The 26,061-nt window shown below is 73.4% G+C and carries 22 protein-coding genes; 1 reads left to right on the top strand and 21 read right to left on the bottom strand.

What is annotated here, in order from left to right:
• The first annotated feature begins 102 nt into the window (after positions 1–102).
• Positions 103–1,134, top strand: a complete 1,032-nt coding sequence (locus BU204_RS18180) for a M28 family metallopeptidase (protein ID WP_075126884.1) — start codon at positions 103–105, stop codon at positions 1,132–1,134.
• Here BU204_RS18180 and BU204_RS18175 read toward each other — a convergent pair.
• From BU204_RS18175 to BU204_RS18075, 21 genes are all read right to left on the bottom strand, one after another.
• Positions 1,115–1,390, bottom strand: a complete 276-nt coding sequence (locus BU204_RS18175) for a DUF167 domain-containing protein (RefSeq protein WP_075126967.1) — start codon at positions 1,388–1,390, stop codon at positions 1,115–1,117. The genes BU204_RS18180 and BU204_RS18175 overlap by 20 nt on opposite strands.
• A gap of 23 nt (positions 1,391–1,413) precedes the next feature.
• A complete protein-coding gene (gene ileS, locus BU204_RS18170; protein WP_075126883.1) occupies positions 1,414–4,539 on the bottom strand; it encodes an isoleucine--tRNA ligase in 3,126 nt (1,041 codons plus the stop codon).
• A gap of 241 nt (positions 4,540–4,780) precedes the next feature.
• Positions 4,781–5,482, bottom strand: coding sequence for a hypothetical protein (locus tag BU204_RS18165; RefSeq protein WP_075126882.1), 702 nt, complete (start codon positions 5,480–5,482; stop codon positions 4,781–4,783).
• A 38-nt stretch (positions 5,483–5,520) separates the two neighbouring features.
• The gene (gene wag31 / locus BU204_RS18160) at positions 5,521–6,351 is read right to left on the bottom strand and encodes a DivIVA-like cell division protein Wag31 (protein ID WP_075126881.1); all 831 of its coding nucleotides are present in this window, start codon (positions 6,349–6,351) and stop codon (positions 5,521–5,523) included.
• 46 nt (positions 6,352–6,397) lie between these two features.
• Positions 6,398–6,682, bottom strand: a complete 285-nt coding sequence (locus BU204_RS18155) for a YggT family protein (protein WP_075126880.1) — start codon at positions 6,680–6,682, stop codon at positions 6,398–6,400.
• Positions 6,683–6,702: 20 nt separating this feature from the next.
• Positions 6,703–7,386, bottom strand: a complete 684-nt coding sequence (locus BU204_RS18150; protein ID WP_075126879.1) for a cell division protein SepF — start codon at positions 7,384–7,386, stop codon at positions 6,703–6,705.
• A 46-nt stretch (positions 7,387–7,432) separates the two neighbouring features.
• Complete coding sequence (locus BU204_RS18145; RefSeq protein WP_075126878.1) at positions 7,433–8,182, bottom strand: YggS family pyridoxal phosphate-dependent enzyme; 750 nt, start codon at positions 8,180–8,182, stop codon at positions 7,433–7,435.
• 10 nt (positions 8,183–8,192) lie between these two features.
• Positions 8,193–8,909 (bottom strand): peptidoglycan editing factor PgeF, encoded by a 717-nt coding sequence (gene pgeF, locus BU204_RS18140; protein WP_075126966.1) that lies wholly within the window; start codon positions 8,907–8,909, stop codon positions 8,193–8,195.
• 16 nt (positions 8,910–8,925) lie between these two features.
• A complete protein-coding gene (ftsZ, locus tag BU204_RS18135; protein WP_075126877.1) occupies positions 8,926–10,272 on the bottom strand; it encodes a cell division protein FtsZ in 1,347 nt (448 codons plus the stop codon).
• Between the two features lie 168 nt (positions 10,273–10,440).
• Complete coding sequence (locus BU204_RS18130) at positions 10,441–11,205, bottom strand: cell division protein FtsQ/DivIB (protein ID WP_075126876.1); 765 nt, start codon at positions 11,203–11,205, stop codon at positions 10,441–10,443.
• On the bottom strand, positions 11,202–12,653 hold the full coding sequence (gene murC, locus BU204_RS18125; protein WP_408608016.1) for a UDP-N-acetylmuramate--L-alanine ligase: 1,452 nt from the start codon (positions 12,651–12,653) through the stop codon (positions 11,202–11,204). The genes BU204_RS18130 and murC overlap by 4 nt, the downstream gene beginning before the upstream one ends.
• Positions 12,654–12,713: 60 nt before the next feature.
• Positions 12,714–13,814, bottom strand: coding sequence for an undecaprenyldiphospho-muramoylpentapeptide beta-N-acetylglucosaminyltransferase (gene murG, locus BU204_RS39180; RefSeq protein ID WP_075126874.1), 1,101 nt, complete (start codon positions 13,812–13,814; stop codon positions 12,714–12,716).
• Positions 13,811–15,202 carry a putative lipid II flippase FtsW gene (gene ftsW, locus BU204_RS18115; protein ID WP_143229574.1) on the bottom strand — a complete coding sequence of 464 codons (1,392 nt, stop codon included), beginning with the start codon at positions 15,200–15,202 and terminating at the stop codon, positions 13,811–13,813. Before ftsW ends, murG begins: the two co-directional genes overlap by 4 nt.
• Positions 15,199–16,587 carry a UDP-N-acetylmuramoyl-L-alanine--D-glutamate ligase gene (gene murD, locus BU204_RS18110; RefSeq protein ID WP_083661411.1) on the bottom strand — a complete coding sequence of 463 codons (1,389 nt, stop codon included), beginning with the start codon at positions 16,585–16,587 and terminating at the stop codon, positions 15,199–15,201. The genes ftsW and murD overlap by 4 nt, the downstream gene beginning before the upstream one ends.
• Positions 16,588–16,612: 25 nt before the next feature.
• Positions 16,613–17,716, bottom strand: a complete 1,104-nt coding sequence (mraY, locus tag BU204_RS18105) for a phospho-N-acetylmuramoyl-pentapeptide-transferase (RefSeq protein WP_075126872.1) — start codon at positions 17,714–17,716, stop codon at positions 16,613–16,615.
• Positions 17,713–19,176, bottom strand: coding sequence for a UDP-N-acetylmuramoyl-tripeptide--D-alanyl-D-alanine ligase (locus BU204_RS18100; RefSeq protein ID WP_075126871.1), 1,464 nt, complete (start codon positions 19,174–19,176; stop codon positions 17,713–17,715). The genes mraY and BU204_RS18100 overlap by 4 nt, the downstream gene beginning before the upstream one ends.
• Entirely contained in the window at positions 19,173–20,723 is a 1,551-nt protein-coding gene (locus BU204_RS18095; RefSeq protein WP_233160396.1) for a UDP-N-acetylmuramoyl-L-alanyl-D-glutamate--2,6-diaminopimelate ligase, read from the bottom strand. The genes BU204_RS18100 and BU204_RS18095 overlap by 4 nt, the downstream gene beginning before the upstream one ends.
• Positions 20,724–20,794: 71 nt before the next feature.
• Complete coding sequence (locus BU204_RS18090) at positions 20,795–21,466, bottom strand: rhomboid family intramembrane serine protease (protein WP_075126870.1); 672 nt, start codon at positions 21,464–21,466, stop codon at positions 20,795–20,797.
• A 72-nt stretch (positions 21,467–21,538) separates the two neighbouring features.
• Positions 21,539–23,149 (bottom strand): SWIM zinc finger family protein, encoded by a 1,611-nt coding sequence (locus BU204_RS18085; protein WP_075126869.1) that lies wholly within the window; start codon positions 23,147–23,149, stop codon positions 21,539–21,541.
• Positions 23,146–24,042, bottom strand: coding sequence for a haloalkane dehalogenase (locus BU204_RS18080; protein WP_075126868.1), 897 nt, complete (start codon positions 24,040–24,042; stop codon positions 23,146–23,148). Before BU204_RS18080 ends, BU204_RS18085 begins: the two co-directional genes overlap by 4 nt.
• Before the next feature lie 9 nt (positions 24,043–24,051).
• The coding region (locus BU204_RS18075; RefSeq protein WP_233160395.1) for a peptidoglycan D,D-transpeptidase FtsI family protein at positions 24,052–26,061 on the bottom strand (2,010 nt) is incomplete at its 5' end.

Below are 26,061 nucleotides of genomic sequence, written 5' to 3'. Positions count from 1 at the left end.
CCTCCTCCTGCGTCGGCGAGACCTTCCGTCGAGGCGAACCTATCGTGCTGGCCGTACCGTTGACACGTTGGCGAGTTGCCGGCACTCGTTGGAGGGATCGCCATGGGAGCTCGTCGGCTGCTGGTCGCCGCCGGTGCCGCGGCCACCGTGGCGCTCGCGGCGTGCTCGGCACCGACCGAGACCTCCGCGCCGTCCGAGACCTCCGCGCCGCCAGGACCCTCCCGGGCACCGGCCTCGTCAAGCCCGCCGGCGCCGCCGGTCTCGAGCCCCGGTCGCCCGGTGCCGGACGTCCCGGTCGCCGACGTCCAGGCGCATCTGGTTCAGCTGCAACGGATCGCCGAGGCCAACGGCGGGAACCGGGCACACGGCCGGCCCGGCCACCTGGCCGGCCTGGAGTACGTGCGGTCCGCGCTGGACGCCGCCGGGTACACCACCACGCTGCAGGAGTTCTCCTCCGGCGGCACCGGCTACAACCTGGTCGCCGACTGGCCGGGCGGCGACGAGAACGCGGTCATGATGTTCGGCGCTCACGCCGACGGGGTGGCGGCCGGGCCGGGGATCAACGACAACGGCTCCGGGACGGCTGCGCTGCTGGAGGTCGCGCTGACCGTCGCCGAACAGGACCCGCGGCCGGCGAGGCAGCTGAGGTTCGCCTGGTGGGGTGCCGAGGAGGTAGGCCTGGTGGGGTCGGCCCACTACGTGCGCCGGCTCCCCGCCGACGAGCTCGAGCGGATCGACGGCTACCTCAACTTCGACATGATCGCGTCGCCGAACGGAGGCTACTTCGTCTACTCGTCCTCGGGCCAGCCCGAGGGCTCGGCCGCCTTCGAACGCCTGCTGAACGGCCACTTCGCCGATGCCGGGATCGAGACCGAGCCGGTCGACCTCGCCGGCCGCTCCGACCACGCCCCGTTCGCCGACGCCGGCATCCCCACCGGTGGCGTGTTCACCGGCGCCGAGGGCACCAAGACCCCCGAGCAGGCCCGGAAGTGGGGCGGCACCGCGGGCAAGCCCTTCGACCCCTGCTACCACCGGGCCTGCGACACCACCGCCAACATCGACCCAGAGCTGCTGGGCCGCACCACGGCCGCGCTGGCCGCCGCAGTCTGGACCCTCAGCCAAGAAGATGGGTGAGGAGCGCGGATGCCCGCGGGGCATTGCTGAGCTCGACGAGCTTGTCCCGGGAGTGGGTGCCGGAGACGATCTCGACGTCCTGGCGCCGGACGGCGAAGGCCGTGGCGAGGGCCCGGCGGACCGCCTCGTTGGCCTTGCCGTCCACGGCGGGCGCGGTGACCGCGACCACGAGGGCGTCGCCGCGGGGACCGGGCCAGCGGCCGCCCACCGCCTCGCGGCGGGCGGCCGGCTTGACCCGGACCGGGAAGCGGACCACGCCGGGCCGGGAGTCGGGGGACGTCACACCCTGGTGACGGCCACGACGACCTCGGCACCGTCGCCGACCGTGCCGGCGAAGCCCTCCGCGGGGCCGTAGGCGACGGAGTCGGCCAGCGTCTCACCGGCGACGAAGGACTCGAACGCCCGGAGCGCCTCCACCACCGACGGCTCGGCCCGCACGGTCAGCGCGATCCGGTCGGACACCTCCAGCCCGGCCTCGCGGCGGGCCTGCTGGACCACCCGCACCAGGTCGCGGGCGACGCCCTCGGCCTCGAGCTCGGGGGTCACCGCGGTGTCCAGCACGACCAGGCCGGAGCTGGCCGGCAGCTCCGCGGTGGCGCCGGTGTCGGTCGCGACCAGCCGGCGCTGGAACTCGCCGGGCAACAGCTCGATGCCGGCCGCCACGACCTTGTCGCCGCCCTCGGCGGGCTGCAGGGTCCACTCCCCCGCCTTGACCGCGCGGATCACCTTCTGCGTGTCGGCGCCCAGCCGGGGGCCGCAGGCACGCGCGTTGACCACGAGCTCGAAGTGGCCGTGCGCGGCGACGTCGGTGGTCAGCCGGACCTCCTTGACGTTCACCTCGTCGGCGATCAGCTCGGTGAACGGCTCCAGCACCGCCGCGTCCGGCGCGGCCACGACCAGCGAGGCCAGCGGCAGCCGCACCCGAAGCTTGTTGGACTTGCGCAGGGCCAGCGCGGACGAGCAGACCTGGCGCACCCGGTCCATCGCGGTCACCAGGTCGTCGTCGGCCGGGAGCGCGTCGGCCTCCGGCCAGTCGGCCAGGTGCACCGAGCGCTCGCCGGTCAGCCCGCGCCAGACCACCTCCGCGGTCAGCGGCAGCAGCGGCGCGGTCACCCGGGAGACCACCTCCAGCACGGCGTGCAGGGTGTCGATCGCGTCCCGGTCGCCGTCCCAGAAGCGGTCCCGCGAGCGGCGCACGTACCAGTTGGTCAGCGCCTCCAGGTAGTCCCGCACCCCGGCGCACGCGCCGGACAGGTCGTACCGGTCCAGCGCGGCCGTCGTCGACTCCACCAGCGAGTGGGTCTTGGCCAGGACGTACCGGTCCAGCACGTGCGCGGAGTCGGTCCGCCACCGGCCGGAGGTGCCCTCGGCGTTCGCGTAGAGCGCCAGGAAGTACCAGCAGTTCCACAGCGGCAGGACCGCCTGCCGGACCGCGTCGCGGATGCCGCGCTCGGTGACCACGAGGTCGCCGCCGCGCAGGATCGGCGAGCCCATCAGGAACCAGCGCATGGCGTCCGAGCCGTCCCGGCCGAACACCTCGTTCACGTCCGGGTAGTTCCGCCGCGACTTGGACATCTTCTGCCCGTCGTCGCCGAGCACGATGCCGTGCGCGACGCAGTTGCGGAACGCCGGCCGGTCGAACAGCGCCGTGGCCAGCACGTGCATGGTGTAGAACCAGCCGCGGGTCTGCCCGTTGTACTCGACGATGAAGTCGCCCGGGTAGTGGTGCTCGAACCACTCGCGGTTCTCGAACGGGTAGTGCACCTGCGCGTAGGGCATCGACCCGGACTCGAACCAGCAGTCGAGCACCTCCGGCACCCGGCGCATCGTCGAGCGGCCGGTGGGGTCGTCCGGGTTGGGCCGGGTCAGCTCGTCGATGTGCGGCCGGTGCAGGTCGGCCGGCCGGACGCCGAAGTCGCGCTCGAGCTCGTCGAGGGAGCCGTAGACGTCGACGCGCGGGTGGGCCGGGTCGTCGGAGACCCAGACCGGGATCGGCGAGCCCCAGTACCGGTTGCGGGAGATCGACCAGTCGCGGGCGTTCTCCAGCCACTTGCCGAACTGCCCGTCCCGGACGTGGCCGGGCACCCAGTTGATCTCCTTGTTCAGCTCCACCATGCGGTCGCGGAACTGGGTCACCGCGACGAACCAGGACGAGACCGCACGCTGGATCAGCGGGTTGCCGCAGCGCCAGCAGTGCGGGTACGGGTGGTCGTAGGTCTCGTGCCGCAGCAGTGAGCCGGCCGCCCGCAGGTCGCGGATGATCTGGCCGTTGGCGTCGAAGACGTGCATGCCCTCGTAGGGCGGCACCTGCGCGTCGAACCGGCCGCGCGCGTCGACCGGCGTCACCGGCGTGATGCCGGCGGCGTCGGTCACCACCTTGTCCTCCTCACCGAAGGCCGGCGCGATGTGCACGATGCCGGTGCCGTCCTCGGTGGTCACGTAGTCGGCGGCGAGGACCTGGTGGGCGTTCTCGTGGCCGAGGAAGAAGTCGAACGGCGGGGTGTAGGTGCGACCGAGCAGGTCCGCGCCCTTGAACCGGGCCAGCACCGGCGGGTCCTCGCCCAGCTCACGGGCGTAGGCGGCGAGCCTGGCCTCGGCGAGGACGTACCTCTCGCCGTCGTGCTCGACGGTGACGTAGTCGACGTCGGGGTGCACGGCCATGGCCAGGTTGCTCGGCAGCGTCCAGGGCGTGGTCGTCCAGACCAGGGCGAGCTCGCCGGTCTCCAGCCGCAGGCCGACGGTGACGGCGGGGTCCTGCCGGTCGAGGTAGACGTCGTCCATCCGGGTCTCGGTGTTGGACAGCGGCGTCTCGCAGCGCCAGCAGTACCAGAGGACGCGGTAGCCCTCGTAGATCAGGCCCTTGTCCCAGAGGGACTTGAAGGCCCACATGACGCTTTCCATGAAGTCGGTGTCGAGCGTCTTGTAGTCGTTGTCGAAGTCGACCCAGCGCGCCTGGCGGGTGACGTACTCGCGCCAGGCACCGGTGTAGCGCAGGACCGAGGAGCGGCAGGCGTCGTTGAACTCGGCGACGCCCATCTCCTCGATCTCGGCCTTGGTCTTGATCCCCAGCTGCTGCTCGGCCTCGAACTCGGCGGGGAGCCCGTGGCAGTCCCAGCCGAACCGCCGCTCGACGTGCTTGCCCCGCATGGTCTGGTACCGGGGCACGACGTCCTTGACGTAGCCGGTCAGCAGGTGCCCGTAGTGCGGCAGGCCGTTGGCGAACGGCGGGCCGTCATAGAAGACGAACTCGTTCGCACCGTTGGTGCCGGCGGGGCGTGCGTCGACGGAGGCGGTGAAGGTGCGGTCGGTGTCCCAGTAGTCGAGCACGGCCAGCTCGAGCGACGGGAAGGCCGGCTGGCGGGCGACTCCCTCGCCGGTGCCCAGCTTCGCCTTGGGGTATGCCATCGGGTTCCTCGCGGTCGATCGTTCCTGTGCCTGTTCGGTGCTGCTTCGGCACGGGGACGACGAACGCCGCGGTACCACCCCGTTTGCCACCGCCGTACGCGATGACCCCTCGTTGGTCGGCTGTGACGGGCCTACCCGTCCGGTTCTACTGGGGCTCTCGCCCGTTCTTCCGGAGGCTCCCCGGTGATGGCCGGATCGACGCCGCTACCAACAAGACTAACCGGAGCCGCAAACCGGTTCTTCAGCGGGCGGCACGGTGCCGGGCGGCCAGCACGGCGTCCGGTCCGCAGTAGCCGCAGGGCGTGAAGCCGAGCTGGCGGGCCTCGTTGACCGGGAGCGGGAGCGTCTGCTTCGTCGCCAGCCAGCGACAGCTGCCGAGGTGGTACCGCGGGTGCTCGTCCACCACCCGGACCTCCGCGGTCAGCTCCGAGACCACGAGCAGGTCGGCCGCGTCGGTGGCCTCCTCCTCCGGCTCCTGGTCCGGCGGCGGCGGCTGGACCGGCGTGCCATGGACGGCGGTCTGCTCCACGTCACGCTCGGGCTCGACCGCCACCGGTGGCCCGGAGACCGGCTCCCGGGCGTCCCGGTCCTCGGGCGACCGGTTCTCTGGCGGCCGGTCCTCCGACAACCCCGTCGGCGGCGGCGCCGTCAGCGTGGACGAGCCCGGTGGCTCGCCGGTCGCTGCGCCGACCGGTTCCCTCGGCGGCCCACCGGCAGGTGCCTCCGCGGGAGGAGGGCCGGCGGGGGCGCGTGTGGTCGCGGCCGACGCCGTCGCGGGTGTCCGCGGACGGCGCCTGGTGCTCACCCAGTCGGCGATGAGCAGGGCGGCGGCGACCACGCTGATCGTGACCGAGACCCACGCCCAGAGCGTGTTGGCGGTCGTGAGGGCGGCGATCAGCAGGCCGAACGCGGCGAGGACGAGGGCGAGGACGATGTACAGCACGTGTACCCAGCAGGAGGCGCGGCGGGAACGGGGACGGGTCAGCCGGCCTCGGCGGCCCGGGGTCCGAAGGCGTAGCCCTGTTGCCCGCTCGCCGACCTGCTGCCACCCTCGGCCGGGTTGGACGGCGCGGCCGGGCCGCGGTCACCGAGCTCGCGAAGGCTGGATTCCAGCAGCATCTTCAACCTGGTCCGGTACTCCCGCTCGAACGTACGCAGCTCGTCGATCTTCTTCTCGAGCGCCGTCCGCTCCGTCTGCACCTGCCCGAGCACCTCGGTGTGCTGCCGCTGCGCGTCCCGCTCGAGGGCGGTGGCCTTGTCCCTGGCCTGCCGTTCGAGCGACTCCGCCCGCGTGCGGGCGTCGTTGAGCATCGTCTCGGCCCGCGTGCGCGCCTCGTTGACCATCGTGTCCGACTTGGCCCGCGCGTCGGACAGCAGCTGCTCGGACTTCGTGCGCGCCTCGGCGAGCATGCTGTCGGACTCGGCCTTGGCCTCGCCGGTGAGCCGGTCGGCCATCTCCTGGGCGAGACCGAGCACCTTGGCGGCCTGGACGTGATGATCGCCACCCGCCTGGCCCGGCGAGGTCTGCTCGAGTGCGCTCGGCGGGGGCACCGGCGTCAACCGCCGGGGCTCCGGCGCCGGTGCCGGTGCGACGTTGCGGCTCGCGTCCTCGATGTCGGCGCGGGCCGACTCGAGCTGCGCGTCGAGCTGTTCGACCTGCGCACGCAGGTCGTTGTTCTCCTCGATCAGGCGGGAGAGCTCCACCTCGACCAAGTCGAGGAACGCGTCCACCTCGTCCTCGTTGTAGCCCCGCTTGCCAATGGGAGGCTTGCTGAACGCGACGTTATGCACGTCAGCGGGGGTCAACGACATCTGATCACCTCACGCACTCTTGGCTGCGGCCCGCCCGGTGTCCCCGTCACCCGGGATAGGCCAGTCGCATCAGGATGAACACGACCAACAGCAGCACCATAATCGATAGGTCCAGCCCTACGCCTCCGATCCGGACCATCGGGATCAGCCGACGGACCAGGCGGACCGGAGGATCGGTCACTGTGTAGATGGTCTCCAGCGTTACCGCAACCCCGCCGGCCGGGCGCCACTCCCTCGCGAACGCTCGGACGAGCTCCACCACGACACGCGCGGTCAGGAACAGCCAGAAGACGAACAGTACCCAATACAAGACAAGCCGCAGGGGATCCACGTTGTCAACTCTGCCATCACTCAGCTGCGCTTGAGTAACCCGCCCTCGGCAATCCTCCTCTTGTCCTCGGCGGTCGGATCGACGTTCGGCGGTGAGATCAAGAACACTTTGTTGGTGACCTTGTCCATCGCACCGCGCAGCGCGAAGGCCAGCCCGGCCGAGAAGTCGACGAGGCGCTTGGCGTCCGCGTCGTCCATCTCGGTCAGGTTGATGATCACCGGCGTCCCGTCCCGGTAGTGCTCACCGATGGTCCTGGCCTCGGCAAAGCTCGTCGGGTGGAGCGTCACGATGCGCCCCATCGGGTAGCCGCTCGGCGACTGCTGGGCCGCCGGCTCGGGCCGCGGCCGGGGGGCCGGCGGCCGGGCGGGCTCGACGGCGAGCGCCCCCTGGACGGGGGTCTCGGACCACGCGGGACGGGGCCTGCCCGGCCGCGGGATGAAGTCAGCTCGACCGCTCAACTCGGTGTCCAACCGCTCGTCGTACCGTTCGTCGCTTAGATCGTCCCGGTAGGCGCGCCGCCCGGCGGCAGCCCGGCCGCGGCCGTCCGGGTACGGCTCGTAGTCGTCCTCGTCGCCCAGGTACTCGGGCCGGCGGTACCCCGACCGGTAGCCGTCGCCGTCGTCGAGGTCGTCCAGGTCGTAGCCGTCGTACTCGTCGGCAGGAACCATCCCGAAGTAGGCCTTCAGCTTCTGCAGCGTGCCCATTACCTGCCCTCGATTACCTCGAATACCCCACGGCTCCCGGAACGTGTTAAGGGGAGGCTAGTGCCCGGGTACCCAGCAACGCGGTTCCGACACGCACGCAGGTGGAACCGTGGGTGATCGCCGCCTCCAGATCGCCGGTCATCCCGGCGGAGAGCTCGGTGGCCCCCGGGTGGTCGCGGCGCAGCCGCTCGGCCGCGGCGGCCAGGCGCTCGAACGCGGCCCCGGGGTGCATCTCCCGCGGTGCCACGGCCATCGTCCCGCGGAGTCGAAGATCACCTGATCGAGTGACCGCGTCCGCGAGCGCGTCGAGCTCGTCGAGTGGGCAGCCGCCGCGGGCGGGGTCCCCGTCGATGCTCGCCTGCAGCAGCACGTCGAGCGGACCGGACCGTTCGCCAGCCGCGACCGCCGCGGCGACGGCCCTGGCCAGGGCCTCGGCCAGGCGGGGCGAGTCGACCGACTGCACCTCCGCCGCCCAGCGCACCACCGACCGGGCCTTGTTGCGCTGGAGCCGGCCCACCATGTGCCAGCGCACGGCCACACGGGGACGCAGCTCCGGCAGCTCGACGGCCTTGCGCGCGGCCTCCTGCTCCCGGTTCTCGGCCAGGTCGAGCACGCCGAGGTCGCACAGCAGCGCGGCGTCGCTGACCGGGAACGTCTTGGTCACGGCGAGGAGCCGGACCTCGCCCGGGTCGCGGCCCGCGGCCCGGCAGGCCGCGTCGATCCGGGCCCGGGTGTGGGACAGCGCGGCGGCCAGCTCGGCCCGCCTCGGCTCGGTCCGCTCGCTCTGTTCGGTCATGCGGCACCGGTCATGCGGCGTCGCTCCGCTCGAGCCAGGTGACCGCGGCCAATCGCCCAGTGGTCCCTTCTCTGCGGTGACTGAACAGCGTCGGATCCTCCACCGTGCACCGGGGGTCCACTCCGATCTTGGCCACCCCGGCGTCGGCGAGCTGGCGCCACAGGCCGGCCCGGAGGTCGAGCCCGGGCGTACCGCCGCGGGTCCGGCACGCGCTGCCGGGCAGGTGCCGCTCCACATCGGTCTGCATCGCCACGGGCACCTCGTAGCAGGCACCGCAGACCGAGGGGCCGAGCAGCACCTCGATCCGGTCCAGGGCGGCTCCCGCCTCGGTCATCGCCCGCAGCGTGGCGAGCAGCACCCCGATCCGGGCACCCACCCGGCCCGCGTGCGCCGCCCCGACGACACCCGCCGCGGGGTCGGCGAGCAGGACCGGAACGCAGTCGGCGCACAGAGCGACGAGCGCGAGCCCTGGTTCGGTGGTGACCAGCGCGTCGGTGGCCTCGACGGCAGTGGGGCGCGGGCCGTCGACGATCTCGGCGTTGCGGCCGTGCACCTGCTCCATCCACACGAGCCGGTCCCGGCCGAGGCCGAGCTCGTCGGCGAGGCGGTTCCGGTTGGCGGCGACCGCCGCCGGGTCGTCACCGACACCGGCACCGAGGTTGAACGACTCGTACGGGGGTCTGGAGCTGCCCCCGGCCCGGGTCGTGACGACCCTCCTGATCCGCACGCTCACGCCGGGCAGATTACCGGCGCATGAAGGGCGGGACATCCACCTCGTCGTCGGGCTCCTCGCCGAGCGGGAGCGCACGGCTGGGCAGGCTCCCGGTGGACGGCGTCGGCGAGGGGCGGCGGGGCGGAGCCGAGGGCGGCACGGCGCCACTGGTCGGCCCACCGGCCGAGCTCACGACGCCGCCACCGGCCGGCGTGCCGTAACCGCTGGCGGCCTGGCGGGGCGGCGGCGCGGTCTGCTGGTCGACCGAGGTCGGGGCCCGCTCCGGCGGCGGGGGCGGCGCGGTGACCGGGGGTGGCTGCTCGACGGCGGGCGGGGGTGGCGGCGGCGGGGCGCTCACCTGCCCCGACTGCGCCGAGGCGACCGGGGTCCGGGAGCTGACCATCGTCGGGTCGAGCTTCTTGTGCGTGGGGGTGCCGCTGTCGAACCCGGCGGCGATCACGGTCACCCGCACCTCGTCGCCGAGGGAGTCGTCGATCACCGTTCCGAAGATGATGTTCGCCTCGGGGTGGGCGGACTCCTGCACGAGCGAGGCCGACTCGTTGATCTCGAACAGGCCCAGGTCCGAGCCGCCGGCGATGGCGAGCAGCACGCCGTGCGCGCCGTCCATCGACGCCTCGAGCAGCGGCGAGTTGATCGCCTTCTGCGCGGCCTGCACGGCCCTGCCCTCACCCCGGGCCGAGCCGATGCCCATCAGCGCGCTGCCGGCGCCGGACATCACGCTCTTGACGTCGGCGAAGTCCAGGTTGATCAGGCCGGGGGTGGTGATGAGGTCGGTGATGCCCTGCACACCGGAGAGCAGCACCTCGTCCGCCGAGCGGAACGCGTCCATCAGGCTCACGCCGACGTCGCCGAGCTGGAGCAGCCGGTCGTTCGGAATCACGATCAGCGTGTCGCACTCGTTGCGCAGTTCGGTGATGCCCTCCTCGGCCTGCCTGGCCCGCCGCTTGCCCTCGAAGGCGAACGGGCGGGTCACCACGCCGATGGTCAGGGCACCGAGCTTGCGCGCGATCGAGGCGACGACCGGGGCGCCGCCGGTGCCGGTGCCGCCGCCCTCGCCCGCGGTCACGAAGACCATGTCGGCCCCCTTGATGACCTCCTCGATCTCCTCGCGGTGGTCCTCGGCGGCCTTGTGCCCGACCTCCGGGTTGGCGCCGGCGCCGAGGCCCCGGGTCAGCTCGCGGCCGATGTCCAGCTTCACGTCGGCGTCCGACATCAGCAGCGCCTGGGCGTCGGTGTTCACGGCGATGAACTCGACGCCCTTGAGCCCGACCTCGATCATGCGGTTGACGGCGTTGACCCCACCGCCGCCGATGCCGACGACTTTGATCACCGCCAGGTAGTTGTGCGGGGGCGTCATCGGATCCGCCTTCCTGATCAAGCTCGTGCTGTCCTACAACCCCGATCCGCCACGACCGAAGAACCCTGAACCTCAACAAGAGACTTAGAGTTATGTCAAGCCCTGGCGTCGAATACAGGACGGTAGGCATCGGAGGAGTCCGATTCCAGCCGCCACGCCGTGTGAACCTCAGGAGACCGTGGGGAAGTCGGGGGTGGCCACGTCGTAGGTCCGGCCGGGGCGGGTCAGCAACGGCGCCAGCACCGCCGCCTTGCGCGTGTTGTTCTCCGCGTCGCCCCACTTCACCGTCCGCTTCCCGGTGAGGGTCAGCCGGACGTCACCGGCGGTGCGCGCGGAGACCTCGACGATCCGGGACCGCAGCTGGTCGGGGACGGCCGCCAGCACGGTGACCGCGGCCCTGGTCGCCGGGTCCTCGGGGCTCACCGTGGCGACCCGCAGCTCCGGCAGCCCGCGCGGGGCGGTACGCACGGTGGCGTAGTCCACACCGGTGCGGTCGATCAGGTGGACGCCGTCGCGGAGCCGCCGGACGGCGACCGGATCGCGCTCGGTCACCGCGATCTCCACCGTGCTCGGCCACGACCGGGACACCTGCACCTCGAACACCCGGGGCAGGTCGGCCACCCGCAGTGCGATCTCGTGGGTGGAAAGCCGCACCATCGGGGTACCGAGCTCGACCGCGGCGGCCTCGCGCACGGTGTCCCCGGACAGGTCGCGGGTGCCGGTCACGCTGACCGAGCGGACACCCAGGACCGAGGTGAACGTCACCACGTAGCCGATCCCCAGCAGGGCCAGCACGACCAGCGCCGCGGTCCAGCGCCGGGCCAGGTAACGGCGGCGGCTGGGCCGGCGGCGCGACTCGCGCGGCTCCCCCGGTCGGGTCCGCTCGCCGGACCGGCGCCGGTCGGGCGAGCGGACCCGGCCGGTGCTCGTCATGCCGGCCTGAACCGCCGGTCCAGCTCGCCGACCAGCTCCGGGCCGAGCATCGTCACGTCGCCGGCGCCCATCGTGAGCACCAGGTCCCCGGGCCGGACGAGCTCGGCGACCAGCGGGGGCACCCGGTCGAAGGCCGGTTCCCAGTGCACCCGTTCGGCCGGCAGCGGGACAGCCTCGGCCACCAGCCGGCCGGTCACCCCGGGCTCGGGCTGCTCGCGCGCGCCGTAGACGTCGAGGACGACCACCTCGTCGGCGAGCGCGAGCGCCGCGCCGAACTCGGCGGCGAACAACTTGGTACGCGAGTAGAGGTGCGGCTGGAAGACCACGACCAGCCGGCCGCCGGCCGCGGCCGGGCGGGCGGCGGTCAGCTGGGCGGCCACCTCGGTCGGGTGGTGGGCGTAGTCGTCGTAGACCCGCACGTCCCCCACCCGGCCCTTGAACTCGAACCGCCGGCGGACGCCGCCGAACCCGGCGATGCCCTCGACCAGCCCGTCGAGGGGCGCGCCGAGCTCGAGCCCGGCGACCAGGGCAGCCACCGCGTTCGCCGCCATGTGCTCACCCGGCACCGCGACGCGCAGCTCGACCTCGGTGCCGTCCAGGGCGACCCGGGCGAGGCCGGTGCCCTCCACCGGGCGGTAGTCGGTGATCCGCACGTCCTGGGCGGAGCGGCCGTAGCGGCGCACCCGCACCCCGCGGGCCTCGGCGGACGCGGCGAGGGCGGCCGAGCCGGGGTCGTCGGCGCACGCGACGAGCACCCCGCCCGGGGTGATCCGGTCCACGAACGACTCGAACACCGCGGTGTAGGCCTCGACCGTGCCGTGGTGGTCGAGGTGGTCGGCCTCCACATTGGTGACCACGGCGACCGACGGCGCGAACGCGAGGAACGAGCCGTCGCTCTCGTCGGCCTCGGCGACGAAGATCCCGCCGACGCCGTGGTGGGCGTTCGCGCCGGACTCGTTGAGGTCTCCGCCGATCGCGAACGACGGGTCCAGCCGGCAGTGCTGCAGGGCCACGGTCAGCATCGAGGTGGTGGAGGTCTTGCCGTGGGTACCGGCCACGCAGGCGATCCGGTGGTCGGCCATCAGCTCGGCCAGCGCGGCCGAGCGGTGCAGCACGGTCAGCCCGCGCTCCCGGGCCCCCACCAGCTCCGGGTTGTCGTCCTTGATCGCGCTGGAGACCACGACCGCGGTCGGGCCCGCCTCGCCGTGCAGGTCCAGGTTCTCCGCGGACTGCCCCACGGCCACCTTCGCCCCCTGGGCCCGCAGGGTGAGCAGCGCCGGCGACTCCTTGGCGTCGGACCCGGAGACCGCGAGGCCCCGGTCGAGCAGGATGCGGGCGATCCCGCTCATCCCCGCGCCGCCGATACCGACCAGGTGCGTGCGCGCCAACACGTCCGTGGGCGGCGGGCTCGCCGTCCGCGCGTCGGATCCCACCGGGTCCGTGGTCACCGGGTTCATCGTTCGCTCCCCTCCGCTGACACGCCTGCTCCCCTTCCCCTCACCGGGCGGTCACTTCCGGACCACGTCGAGCACCATCCGCGCCAGCAGGTCCGCCGCCGCCCGGTGGCCGGTCCCCTGGGCCGCGGCGCTCATCGCGGCCAGCCGACCCCGGTCGAGGAGCATCGGGATGGCCAGCTCGGCGACCCGGTCCGGGGTCAGCTCCGCGTCGGGCACCAGCATGCCGCCGCCGGCGTCGACCACCGGGCGCGCGTTGAGCGCCTGCTCCCCGTTGCCGTGCGGCAGGGGGACGAAGATCGCGGGCAGGCCGACCGCGGACACCTCGGCCACCGTCATCGCCCCGCTGCGGCAGAGCACGGCGTCGGCCGCGGCGTAGGCCAGGTCCATCCGCTCGAGGTAGGGCACGCCGACGTAGCGCGGCGCGCCGGGCACCTCCTGCACGGCGATGGACTTCTTCGGCCCGTGGGCGTGCAGTACGCCGATCCGGGCGTCGGCGAAGCGCCGGGCGCAGGCGGAGACGGCGGTGTTGATCGACTGGGCGCCCTGGGAGCCGCCGAACACGAGCAGGGTCGGGGCGTGCGGGTGCAGGCCGAAGAAGTGGCGGGCCTGGGCCCGCAGCGCGGCGCGGTCGAGCCGGATGATCGACTCGCGTAACGGGATCCCGATCACCTCGGCCTTGGGCAGGCCGGTGTCCGGCACGGCCACCGCGACCTTGTCCGCGAAGCGGGCACCGACCTTGTTGGCCAGCCCGACCCGGGCGTTGGAGTCGTGCACGACGATCGGCGTGCGGCCGCGGGCGGCGAGGTAGGCGGGCAGCGCGACGTAGCCGCCGAAGCCGACGACGACGTCCGCGCCGACCCGGTCCAGCACCTCGCGGGTGGTCTTCACCGCCGCACGCACCTTGAGCGGCAGCCTGAGCAGGTCCACGTTGGGCTTCCGGGGCATCGGCACCGGAGGAATCATCTCCAGGGGGTAGCCGCGGCTCGGGATGATCGACTTCTCCAGGCCGCGCTCCGTGCCCAGCGCGACGATGCGCGCGTCCGGGCGGAGACGACGCACCGCGTCGGCCAGCGCGAGCGCGGGCTCGATGTGCCCGGCGGTGCCACCGCCGGCGATCACGACACAGGGCCCACGGCGGGTGGGGTCGGTCAAGAGGTTCCTCCTCGAGAGCTGCGCGGGTGGCGCCGCTGGTCGGCGCGGCCGCGCGAGCGAGCGGGTGCGCGTGCCGGCCGGCGTCGGGTCGGCGGCTGGTACGGCTCCGGAGCCGGCAGCCGCATCAGCCGGCCGAACCGGCCGGGCCCCTGAGAGCGTAATGCGGCCACGGATTCGGGTTCATGCCGCGCACAGTTCGCGAGGATTCCGAAGACCAGCAGCGTGACGACGACCGACGTCCCCCCGGAGGAGATGAGCGGCAGCGTGATCCCGGTGACCGGCAACAGGTTCACCACGTAGCCGATGTTGATCGCGGCCTGGGCCACCAGCCAGACGGTCAGCGTGGCCGCGACCGTCCTGATCCACGGGTCGATGTTGCGGGTGGCGATCCGCATGCCGACGACGGCCAGCATCCCGAACAGCCCCAGCACCAGCACGCAGCCGAGGAACCCGAGCTCCTCGCCGATCAGCGCGAAGATGAAGTCGTTGTGCACGTTGGGCAGGTACTGGTACTTCGACGGGCCCTGGCCGAGCCCCTTGCCGAACAGCCCACCGTCGGCGAGCGCGTAGAGCGCCTGGTTGGCCTGGTAGGAGGCGCCGTCCGGGTCGGCCTCGGGGCTGAGGAACGCCAGTACCCGGGAGAGCCGGTAGTTGGTCCCGATGGCCAGCACCACCACTCCGGCGAGCGCGCCGAGCGCGAGCGCGCCGAACAGCCGCAGCTGTGCGCCGGCGAACCAAAGCAGCGCGATCAGGACCACGCCGAGCGTGACCGTGCCCCCGAGGTCGGGCTGCAGCATGATCAGCGCGAACATCACCAGGGCGACCGGCACGACGGGCACGAGCAGGTGCCGGTACTGGTGCAGCAGGCCGCGCTTGACCACCAGGATGTGCGCGCCCCACAGCGCGAGGGCGACCTTGGCGACCTCGACCGGCTGGAAGCTGAGTGGGCCGAGGGTGAACCAGCTGCGGGTGCCGTTGATCTTGGTGCCCAGCCCGGGGATGAGCACGAGCACCAACATCGCGATGCTGACCCACAGCGCGGTGGGGCTGAACGCGCGGATCCGCCGCAGCGGCACGCGCAGCCCGATCCAGAACAACACCAGCCCGACCAGCACGAACACGACCTGCTTGCCGAACACGGCGTAGGCCGAGGCGTCCTGCCGGATCGAGATCACCGAGGACGCCGAGAGCACCATCACCAGGCCGAGCACGACCAGCAGCGCGCAGATCGCGAGCACCAGGTGGAAGGAGGCGAGCGGACGACCGAGCCAGGCGGTCAGCGCGACGCGGACTGCGCGGACGCGCCCCTGGCGCTGCCGGCGGGTTTCACGCTTCGCGGCGGTCTCGCTCGCGCCGGCGTCGGTTCGCGCCGGTTCGAGCGCGGTCATCCGCCGCGCCCGGGCTCGGCCCCTGTCCTGGTCTCGGCACCCGCACCGGGCTCGGCACCGACCGCGGCCCGGACCGCCTCGGTGAACGCCGTGCCCCGGTGCGCGTAGCTCGCGAACTGGTCGTGGGACTTGGCGGCCGGCGCGAGCAGGACCACGTCGCCCTCGCCTGCCATCGCGCCCGCCGCGCGCACCGCGGAGATCATGGGCTCATCGTCTCGTGCCGGGACCCGATGGACCGGCACATCCGGCGCGTGTCGCGCGAGCGCGGCGACGAAGGGCTCCTGGTCGGTGCCCAGCAGGACGACCCCGCGCAGCCGCGGGGCCACCTCGGCGACGAGCGCGTCGACCGGGGCGCCGTGCAGCAGGCCGCCGGCGATCCACACCACCGGGTCGAACGCGCCGAGCGAGCCGAGGGCGGCATGGGTGTTGGTGGCCTTGGAGTCGTTGACCCAGCGCACCCCGGCGGCCTGCGCGACCAGCTCGACCCGGTGCGCGGGCGGTGCGAAGGCGGCCAGCCCGGCCCGCACGTGCTCCGGGCTGACCCCGGCGGCCCGGGCCAGGGCCGCGGCGGCCAGGGCGTTCGCGACGTTGTGCGGTCCGGCCGGCCGCACCTCGGCGGCCGGCAGCAGCCGCAGGTCGCCGTGGACGAGCCAGTCGCCGGCCACGCCGTACTGGCCCGGTGCGGGCTCGGACAGGGTGAAGCCGACCTTGTGCCGGGCGGGTGCGGCGAGGCGGGTGGAGACGGGGTCGTCGGCGTTGAACACCGCGAGCCGCGCACCGGCGTAGATCCGCCCCTTGGCCGCGACGTAGTGCTCGGCGTCGCCGTGCCAGTCGAGGTGGTCGTCGGCGACGTTGAGCACGACCGCCGCGTCGGCCCGCAGCGAGGACTGCCAGTGCAGCTGGTAGCTGGAGAGCTCGACGGCGAGCACCGGGTGGCCGGCGCGCACCGCGCTGACCACCGGGAGGCCGATGTTGCCGCAGGCGACCGCGTCGACCCCGGCGGCGTGCAGGATCGCCTCGAGCATGCCGACCGTGGTGGTCTTGCCGTCGGTGCCGGTGACCGCGAGCCAGGTCCGCGGCACATCGTCGGCCGCGGCGAACCGCCAGGCCAGCTCGACCTCGCCGATCACCTCGATCCCGGCCGCGGCGGCCGCGACCAGCAGCGGGTTGTGCGGCGGGATCCCCGGGCTGGTCACCACGAGGTCGGTCCCGGGCGGCGGCTCGGTCAGCCCGGGCACGGTCGCCACCCCGACCGGGAACCCGCCGAGCCGCTCGGCGACGGCGTCGGTGACCGTGACCACGGCCCCGGCGGCGAGCAGCGCCTCGGCCACCGCAGCGCCGGTCACCCCGGCACCCGCGACGAGCACCCTGCTGCCGGAGTACACGCTCAGCTCCCGACTGCCGTACCGGTCATGGCGTCAGTCCTTCCGCGGGCCAGTGCGTCAGCCACTCGCTGTAGAACAGGCCGAGCCCGAACATCGCGCAGATCCCGGCCAGCAGCCAGAACCTGATGATCACTGTTGTCTCCGCCCACCCGGCCAGCTCGAAGTGGTGGTGGAACGGCGCCATCCGGAACAGCCGCCGCCTGGTCGTGCGGAAGATCGCGATCTGCAGCACCACCGACAGCATCTCGACCACGAACAGCCCGCCGACGATCACCATCAGCAGCTCGGTCCGGGTGGTGATGGACAGCCCGGCCACCAGGCCGCCGAGCGCGAGCGACCCGGTGTCGCCCATGAAGATCTTGGCCGGCGCGGCGTTCCACCACAGGAAGCCGATGCACGCGCCCATCGCGGCCGCGGCGATGACCGCCAGGTCGAGCGGGTCGCGCACGTCGTAGCAGCCGGGCGTGGGCTCGGCGGCGTCGCAGTTGTAGCGGAACTGCCAGAACGTGATGACCACGTAGGTGCCGAAGACCATGGCCGAGGCGCCGCCGGCGAGCCCGTCGAGGCCGTCGGTGAAGTTGACCGCGTTCGACCAGCCGGACACCGCGATGTAGCAGAAGACGACGAACCCGATCGTGCCGAACGAGATGATCGTGAGGTCCCGGACGAACGACATCTGGACCGAGGCCGGCGTCAGGCCGTACTCGTCGGCGTAGTTGACCGCGAGGACACCGAACACGACGGCGACGACCAGCTGCCCGACCATCTTCGCCGTCTTGTTCAGGCCGAGGTTGCGCTGCTTGCGGATCTTGATGAAGTCGTCCAGGAAGCCGACCAGGCCCAGACCGGTGGTGAGGAACATCACCAGCAGCCCGGAGGCGGTCGGCGCCTCCCCGTTCCGGTCGGACACCGCGTTGAACAGGTGCGCGGTGAGGTAGCCGGCCCACATCGCGACGATGATCGCGACGCCGCCCATGGTGGGGGTGCCGCGCTTGGACTTGTGCCCCTCCGGCCCCTCCTCGCGGATCTCCTGGCCGAAGCCCTGCCGGGAGAACACCCGGATCAGGTACGGGGTGAACAGGATCGAGACGATGAGCGCGATCGCGGCCGCGATCAGGATGCCGATCACGCGCTGGCCCCCAGCAGGGCGTCCGCGACCCGCCACAGGGCCGCCGCCTTCGAGGCCTTCACCAGGACCACGTCACCCGGCGCCAGCTCCGCGTCCAACAACGCGACAGCCGCTTCCACATCCGGCACCAGCACCGGCTCCTCTCCGTTGACCCCCTCCAGTCGGGCCCCGTGCCGGATGCCCCCGGCCCGCTCGTCCACGGCGACCAGCCGGTCGATGTGCAGGCGCACCGCCAGCCGGCCGATCTGCTCGTGCTCCTGCTCCCCGGCGTCGCCGAGCTCGGCCATCACGCCGAGCACCGCCCACGTGCGCCGCTCGCCCTCGCCGCCCATCCGCGCGAGCGTGCGCAGCGCCGCGGCGACCGACTCGGGGTTGGCGTTGTAGCTGTCGTTGACCACGGTCACCCCGTCCGACCGGGTGGTGACCTCCATCCGCCGCTCGGAGAGCCGCCGGGCCTGCTCGAGCCGGGCGGCGACCTCGTCGAGGCTCGCGCCGAGCTCGAGGCCGACGGCCGCGGCCGACAGGGCGTTGCCGACGTGGTGCGCGCCGTGCAGCCCCAGCCGGACCCGCCGCTCCCCGTGCTTGGTGACCAGGGTGAACGTCGCCCTGGCGCGGTCGTCGAGCTCGACGTCGACGGCACGTACCTCGGCCTTCTCGCTCTCCCCGACGAGGACGACGCGGGCGCGGGTGCGCTCGGCCATCGCGGACACCAGCGGGTCGTCGGCGTTGAGCACCGCGACGCCGTCAGGCGGCAGGGCCTCGGCCAGCTCGCCCTTGGTGCGCGCGATGCCCTCCCGGGAGCCGAACTCGCCGAGGTGGGCACTGCCGACGTTGAGCACGACGCCGACCCGCGGCGGCGCGACCTCGCACAGCGCGCGGATGTGGCCGGGTCCGCGCGCGGACAGCTCCAGCACCAGGTGCCGGGTGTCGCGGTCGGCCCGCAGGACGGTCCACGGGTGCCCCAGCTCGTTGTTGAACGAACCGGGCGGGGCGACCGTGGGTCCCATCGGCTCGAGCACCTGGGCGATGAGGTCCTTGGTGGAGGTCTTGCCCGACGAGCCGGTGACCCCCACGACGACAAGCCCACCGGCCGGCTCGCCGAGCCGGTCCACGACGGCTCTGGCGATCTTGGCGAGGCCGGCCAGGACGGCGGCGCCGGAGCCGTCGGTGTCGCCGATGAGCGCGAAGGACCGCTTGTGCGCGCTGTCCGCGGGCGGCACGACCACCGCCGGCACGCCCACCTCCCGGGCGGCGAGGGTGGCCACCGCGCCGGCGGCGGCCGCGGTCGCGGCGAAGTCGTGCCCGTCGACCTTCTCCCCCGGCAGCGCGACGAACAGCCCGCCGGGCCCGACGCGGCGGGAGTCGAACTCGACCGAGCCGGTCACCACCTCCTCGCCGGTGGCGTCCACGACTCGGCCGCCGGTGATCTTCGCGATCTCGGCCAGGGTCAACCGGATCATCGCGGCCTCCCGTCCAGGCGGGCCAGGATCGCCGCGCGCAGCTCGTCGTGGTCGGAGAACGGGTGCACGACGCCGTCGACCTCCTGGCCGGTCTCGTGTCCCTTGCCGGCGATGACGACCACGTCACCGGGCTCGGCGCGGGCCACAGCGGTCTCGATCGCCGCCCGCCGGCCGCCGACCTCGACGACCTGGCCGCGCTCGTCGCCCGGCACGCGCAGCGCGCCGGCGAGCATGGCGGCGCGGATGGCCGCGGGGTCCTCGCTGCGCGGGTTGTCGTCGGTGACGATCAGCAGGTCGCAGCGCCGGGCCGCGGCCTCGCCCATCAGCGGCCGCTTGCCCTCGTCGCGGTCGCCGCCGCAGCCGAGGACGACGATCACCCGCCCGTCGGTGCGGCCGCGGACGGCGTCGAGCGCGAGCGCGACGGCCGCGGGCTTGTGCGCGTAGTCGACGACCGCGGTGAAGTCCTGGCCGAGCGCGACCCGCTCCATCCGGCCGGGCACCTCGACCGCCGCGAGGCCGGCGGCGAGCTGGGCCGGCGCGACGCCGACGGTGTAGGCGCAGGCCGCGGCCAGCAGCGCGTTGGCCACGTTGAAGCTGCCCGGGATCGGCAGCGTGACCGGGAGGGTCAACCCGTCCGGGCCATGCATGGTGAACGACTGCTCGCCGGTGCGGGAGGTGGTGATCCCGGTCGCGGTCCAGTCAGCGGTGCCGGCGGTGGCGACGGTGATGGTGTGCGGGGTGACGAGCCGCCGTCCCCACTCCCCGTCGACGCAGACGATCTCGCTCGTCGAGCGCCCGTCGAACAGCAGCGCCTTGGCCTGGAAGTAGTCCTCCATGTCCGGGTGGAAGTCCAGGTGGTCCTGGGAGAGGTTGGTGAACGCGCCGACCGTGAACCGGGTGCCGGCGACCCGGCCGAGGGCCAGCGCGTGGCTGGAGACCTCCATCGGCACGTGGGTCACCCCGCGCTCGACCATGACCGCGAACAGCGCCTGCAGGTCCGGCGCCTCGGGGGTGGTGAAGGCGCTGGCCAGCCGTTCGCCGGCGATCCGGGTCTCGACCGTGCCGACGAGGCCGGTGCGGTGGCCGGCGGCACGCAGCGCGGCCTCGAGCATGTAGGAGGTCGTCGTCTTGCCGGAGGTGCCGGTGACGCCGAGCACGGACAGGTGCAGCGAGGGCTCGCCGTAGATCCAGGCGGCGACCGAGCCGACCACGTCGCGCGGGTCGTCGTGCACCAGGACGGGGATGTCGGCGTCGCGCAGTGCCGGCCGCGCTGCGCCGGCGGGGTCGGTCAGGACCGCCGCCGCGCCGGCGGCGATCGCCGCGTCGGCGAAGTCGGCGCCGTGGGCCCGGGCGCCGGGCAGCGCCGCGAACAGGTCACCGGGAAGGACGTGCTGTGCACGGAGCGTAACGCCGGTCACGGCCCGGGCGTCGTCGCGGGAGAGCGGGCGCGTGTCGAGCCGCGTCACCAAGGTGGTGAGCGGTACTGGCGCGGTTCTGGTGGGGCGAGGCGGTGCCGTCACGGCCTTGCCAACGAGCTTGGCGGGCACGTCGCGGAAGGTTACCTGCGCACGGAGGGCGATCAAGGACACCCTGGTGCACCCGGCCGCGTCGCGACGCGCTAACCGATCGGCGGCAGGCCCGGCGGTGCGGCGGCGGTGGCGGGCGCGGTCCTGGGCCGGCGCAGCAACACGGCGGCGAGCATCCCGCCGACGAGCCCGGCGAGGTGTCCCTGCCAGGAGATGTTGGTGACGCCGAAGCCGATCGAGTGCCACATGAGGTAGCCGTAGGCGAGGGCGATCCCGATCGACACGACGACGTCGACCGGCCGCCGGTCGACGATCCCACGCAGCAGCAGGTAGCCGAAGTAGCCGAACACCAGGCCGCTGGCACCGACCGAGAGCGAGTTGGCCGGCGAGAACAGCCAGACCCCGAGCCCGCCCACGACGACCACGACCGCGTTCATCATCAGGAAGCGCCTGATGTTCGGCACCGCGGCGATGAACCCGAGGCTGAACAGCGGCAGCGCGTTGCCGGTGAGGTGCTCGAGGTTGCCGTGGACGAACGGCGAGAACACGATGTCGATCAGGCTGCCGGGATCGCGGGCGCGGATGCCCCCGACGCGGATCAGGGCACGGTCGGACAGCGCGTTGACCAGCTCGACCAGCCAGAGCAGGGCGAGCACGGCGACCATGAACGACGCCGCGCGGCCGAGCGGGCTGGCCAGCGAGCCGTCGTCGTCGGCCGGCGCCGGTGGCGACGGTTCGAACGACCCGGTGGGCTGGATGCTCATCACCCGCAAGTATGACCGAGCCGGGAGCGGATCGCCCGTGTTCGAGGTGGTCGTGACGGGGAGGGCTGTTCTCTAGAGGCCGCGGCGGTGCAGCTCGCCCAGCAGGCTCGACCGCCGCCGGTACCGGTCGCGGATGTCGGCGAGCAGCGCGTCGAACTCCGCCTCCGCGCCGCAGCGGGCGGACAGGTCGCGCAGCTCCTCCAGGAGCAGGCCGATCTCCCGGTAGGCCTCCCGGCCGGTGCGCCGCAGGCAGTTCTCGACGATCCGCCGGTAGCCGGCGACCACCTCGGCGGGGTTCGTCGCGCCGTGCTCGCGGGCCACCTCGAGCCAGGCCCGGTCGGCGCACCCGTGTTTCTCGGCCACCCGCCAGGCCTCGGTCACCTCGCCCTCGTCGAGCAGGGCGCCGACCAGCTCGCTCGCGTCGCCCGACTCGGCGGCCGCGTGGAGCAGGTCCAGCGCGGCCTCCCTGGCCGCGGGCCAGGCCCCGGTGGCCTCGGCCGTCGAGCGCAGGTTGGCGTAGGTGAGCCGGGTCGGCGCGTCCCGCAGTGCGGCCTGCCGCACCGCCAGGGCCTGCTCGGGCCGGCCGGCGTCGACGTAGGAGCGGATGAGGGTGTCGGCGAGTCGCGGGTCGCCGGTCTCCTCGAGCCCGCGCTCGGCCCACCGGATGGCCCCGGCGAGCTGCCCGGCCTCCCGCAGCAGTGCCGTGATCGCGAGGAACGCCTTCGGGTCCGGGACGTCCTCGGCCAGGATGTCGACGTGCCCGTCGAGGTCGCCGTCGAGGGCGGCGAGCTGCTCACGCATCGCCCGCACGACGAGGGCGCGCTCCGGGTCGGCCTCCTGCCGGGCCCGGTCGACCAGGGCCCGGTACTCCTCCAGGCCCACCCTGCCCAGCGCCTCGGCGAACTCGGCCAGCTCGAGCGCCGGCCACCCCGGCCCCTCCATCCTGGTCCGGAAGATCCAGGCGGCGAGCTTGGCCGGGTTCGGCCGGGCCGCCGTGCACACCCTGGCGTACAGGGAGAACGCGCGCCGGCAGACCGTGACGACGGCGCCGGTGACCTCGTCCATCAGCGGCATCGCGGCGGTGACGCCCTCGACCGCGCTCCTGGCCAGCGGGCGGGCCTCGGCCGGGTGCCCCGACTCCACCAGCTCGGTGACCGTGTCGAGCACGTCGCCGGCACGGCGGACGTAGTCCGTCGTGGCCTGCCGGTCCAACCGCCCCCGCACCCGAAGCGCGTCCTCGACCCGCCGCCGCAGCACCGCGACCTGCGGCGCCCCGGTGGTGCCGACCGCGCGCAGGGTGAGCCTGCGGTACAGGGTGGTGTCGCGTTCGGCCTGGGCCAGCAGCAGCTCGACGAGCTCGGCGTGGTCGAGGGTGCGGAGGTAGGAGGCCAGGTCCGGCTCGGCCGACCCCGGCGCCCCCTCGTCGAGCAGGACGAGCCCCACGGCGACGCAGTGCTTGCAGAAGTTCCCGTCGGCGCCGAAGGGGCACTCGCACTCCCCCACCAGCCGCTCGCCGTCCCGACCGAGCCACACCCGGTAGCTGTCCCCGCCGCGGACGCAGGCGCTGACCCCCAGTGCCGTCGGCTGCACGTCGCCCACCGCCGCGACGTACTCGCGACCGCGGGCGAACGAGGTGTCGCCGGCCGCCGCCCGCAGGTCCCGCTCGGTGAACCAGGCCGTCATCGACCCTCCAGCACGAACGCGGCGACGATCTCGCCGAGCCGTTCCCCCGCGTCCTCCTGGAGAAAGTGACCGGCCCCGGTCAGCGTGGGGTGCTCCCGCCCGGCGGCGCCGGGGATCCGCTCCCGCAGAACCGGCGCCATCGCCCCGGTGATCGGGTCGCTGTCGCCGAACGCGGTCAGGAACGGCTTGTCCCAGGCCGCCAGCACCTCCCAGGCGGCCACGTTGGCCGCCGCGGCCGGGTCGTCGGTGCTCACCGGGACGAGGCCGGGCATCGCCCGGGGACCGGCCTGGTAGGTCGGGTCCGGAAACGGGGCGTCGTAGGCCGCCCGGACCTCGGGGGCCAACCGGGTTCGGCAGCCGGCCTGCACGAAGCGGCCGATGTCCAGCGCCGGCGCGTTCTCCACGGCGCGGCGGAACTCCCACCAGACCGGCGGCATGTCGTGCTCGCCGGTCGGCAGCCCGGTGTTGGCCGCGACGAGCCGGGCGAACCGGTCCGGGTGCTCTGCGGCGAGGCGCAGGCCGATCAGCCCGCCCCAGTCCTGTCCGACCAGGGTCACCTCGCGCAGGTCCAGCACGTCGAAGGCCAGGCCGCGTAGCCATTCCACGTGGCGGGCGTAGCTGTGGTCCTCGGGCGAGGCCGGCTTGTCCGAGCGGCCGAAGCCGACCAGGTCCGGGGCCACCGCGCGGACGCCGGCCGCCGCGAGGACCCGGATCACGTGCCGGTAGAGGAACGACCAGCTCGGCTCGCCGTGCAGCAGCAGCGCGACAGGACCGTCCGCCGGTCCGTCCTCGACGAACGCCATCCGCACGCCGTCGAGGTCGGCACAGCGCGGCGGGTACGGGAAGTCGGGCAACGCGGTGAACCGCTCGTCCGGCGTACGGAGCAGGCGCATCGGGCAAGCCTATTGGGCGATGAGCGGCACCACGGGACTCGCCTTCTTCGACAGCGGGATCTTGTACAGCTGTGCCAGGCGGGAGGCGATGTCGTGGAACAGCGGCGCCGCCGAGCGGCCCTCGATCCGCCCGCCGGAGTAGTTGGGGCGGTCGAGCACGATGCCCACGACGAACCGCGGGTCGTCGGCGGGCAGGATCCCGGCGAACGTGATCCAGTACAGCGAGCTCGAGTACCCGCCGCCGGGGTCGATCTGCTGGGCGGTCCCCGTCTTGCCGGAGATCTGGTAGCCGGTGAGGGCGGCGGTGGTCCCGGTGCCGTCGTTGAGGCCGTCGCCGTCCTGCGCGACCGCGCGGAACATGTCGCGCACGGTGCGGGCGGTCTGCTCGCTGACCACGCGTACCCCCTTGGGGCGGGGCTCGGCGACCCGCCTGCCGTCCGGGGTGATCCGGGCGCTGACGATCCGCGGCGGCACGCGCACCCCGTCGTTGGCGACGGTCTGGTACATGGCGGCCATCTGCAGCACGGTCATCGACAGGCCCTGGCCGATCGGGAGGTTGCCGAACGTGGAGCCGGACCACTGGCCGCGCGGCGGGACCCGGCCGGGGCTCTCGCCGGGGAGGCCGACGCCCGTGCGCGCGCCGAGGCCGAGGCGCCCGAGCAGGTCGGCGAAGGCGTCCTGGCCGCACTGGTCGGCCAGCATCAGCGTGCCGACGTTGGAGGACTTGGCGAAGACCCCGGTCGTGGTGAACGGCAGCGTGCCGTGGCTCCAGGCGTCGCGCACGGTGCGGTCGGCCACCGCCCGCCTGTCGGGGACCATGTGCACGTCCCCCGGCTTCGCGATGCCGTTCTCGATCGTGCACAGCGCGGTGACGACCTTGTTGACCGAGCCCGGCTCGTAGGGCGTGGTGACCGCGGGGTTGCCCATGGTCCTGGTGTCCAGCGTGGGGGCGGTCGGGTCGAAGGTCCGGTCGTTGGCCAGTGCGTAGACCTCGCCGGTGTGCGCGTCCAGCACGACCGCGCTGGCGCTGGTCGCCTCGGCGCGCTCGACGTAGTCGGCGAGCGCCTCCTGCAGGAAGTACTGGAGGTCGGCGTCGACGGTCAGCTCGATGTCCGAGCCGTCGACGGCCGGCTGCACGTCGCGCTCGGTGCCGGCGATGACGACGCCGCTGCCCTCCGCGGTGTCCATTGTCTGGCGCCCCGGCTTGCCGGCGAGCTGTTCGTCCCGCAGCGTCTCCAACCCGGCCAGGCCGTGCAGGTTGTGCTTCCTGGGGTCCGGGTCGTCGGTCCGCCAGTTCGCGACGCCGACGATGTTGGACGCGAGCGTGCGGCCGGGGTACTCGCGCGCGGCCCGGTACTCGGAGATGACCTCGGGGAACCGCTCGGTGATCTCCCGTGCGGTGGCGGGCTCGACCTCGTCGATGAGGTAGACGAACGTGGCGTCCTGACGGAGCTTCGCCAGCAGCGCCGACTCCACGGCGCGTCCGCCGATCATCTCTCGCAGGCCCCGGGCGATCTCCGCGGTGCGCTCGTGGAAGTCGAGCTTGTCGTCGGGGTGGTCCCGGTTGAACTCCGCGATCTGCCGGCGCACGGCCCTGGGCTGGAACGCGAGCACGCGCGACTCAACACTGAACGCGAGCGCGACCCCGTTGCGGTCCAGGATGGACCCGCGGGTGGCCGGGATGTCGATCTCGGTGCTCCGTTGCTGCTCGGCCTTGGCCGCCAGCGCCTCCGCCTCGAAGCCCTGAACCTGGACCAGCTTGAGCCCGGCCGCCACCAGCGCGGCGATCAGCACGAACCGGACGGAGACGACCCGGACGTGGTGGTTGCCGGTGCTTCCGCGCACGATCCTGCGCGGTCCGACCTGGACGCGGCGCGGCGTCGCGGTGCTGTGCCTCGGTACGGGTGCCCGACGGTGCGAGCTGGCGGCCCCGGGTCTGGCCCGGGCTCCGTGCGGGACCGGTCGCCGCGGCTCGCGCCACGGCGGGACCGGCCGGGGCGGCGTGCCGCGGCCGGTGCC

Origin of the sequence: Actinophytocola xanthii (genome assembly GCF_001921205.1) — a bacterium.
In the GTDB taxonomy this organism is placed as follows: Bacteria; Actinomycetota; Actinomycetes; order Mycobacteriales; family Pseudonocardiaceae; genus Actinophytocola; species Actinophytocola xanthii.
The sequence above is the reverse complement of the archived record's forward strand: the minus strand, read 5'-3'. Positions and strand labels throughout refer to the sequence as shown.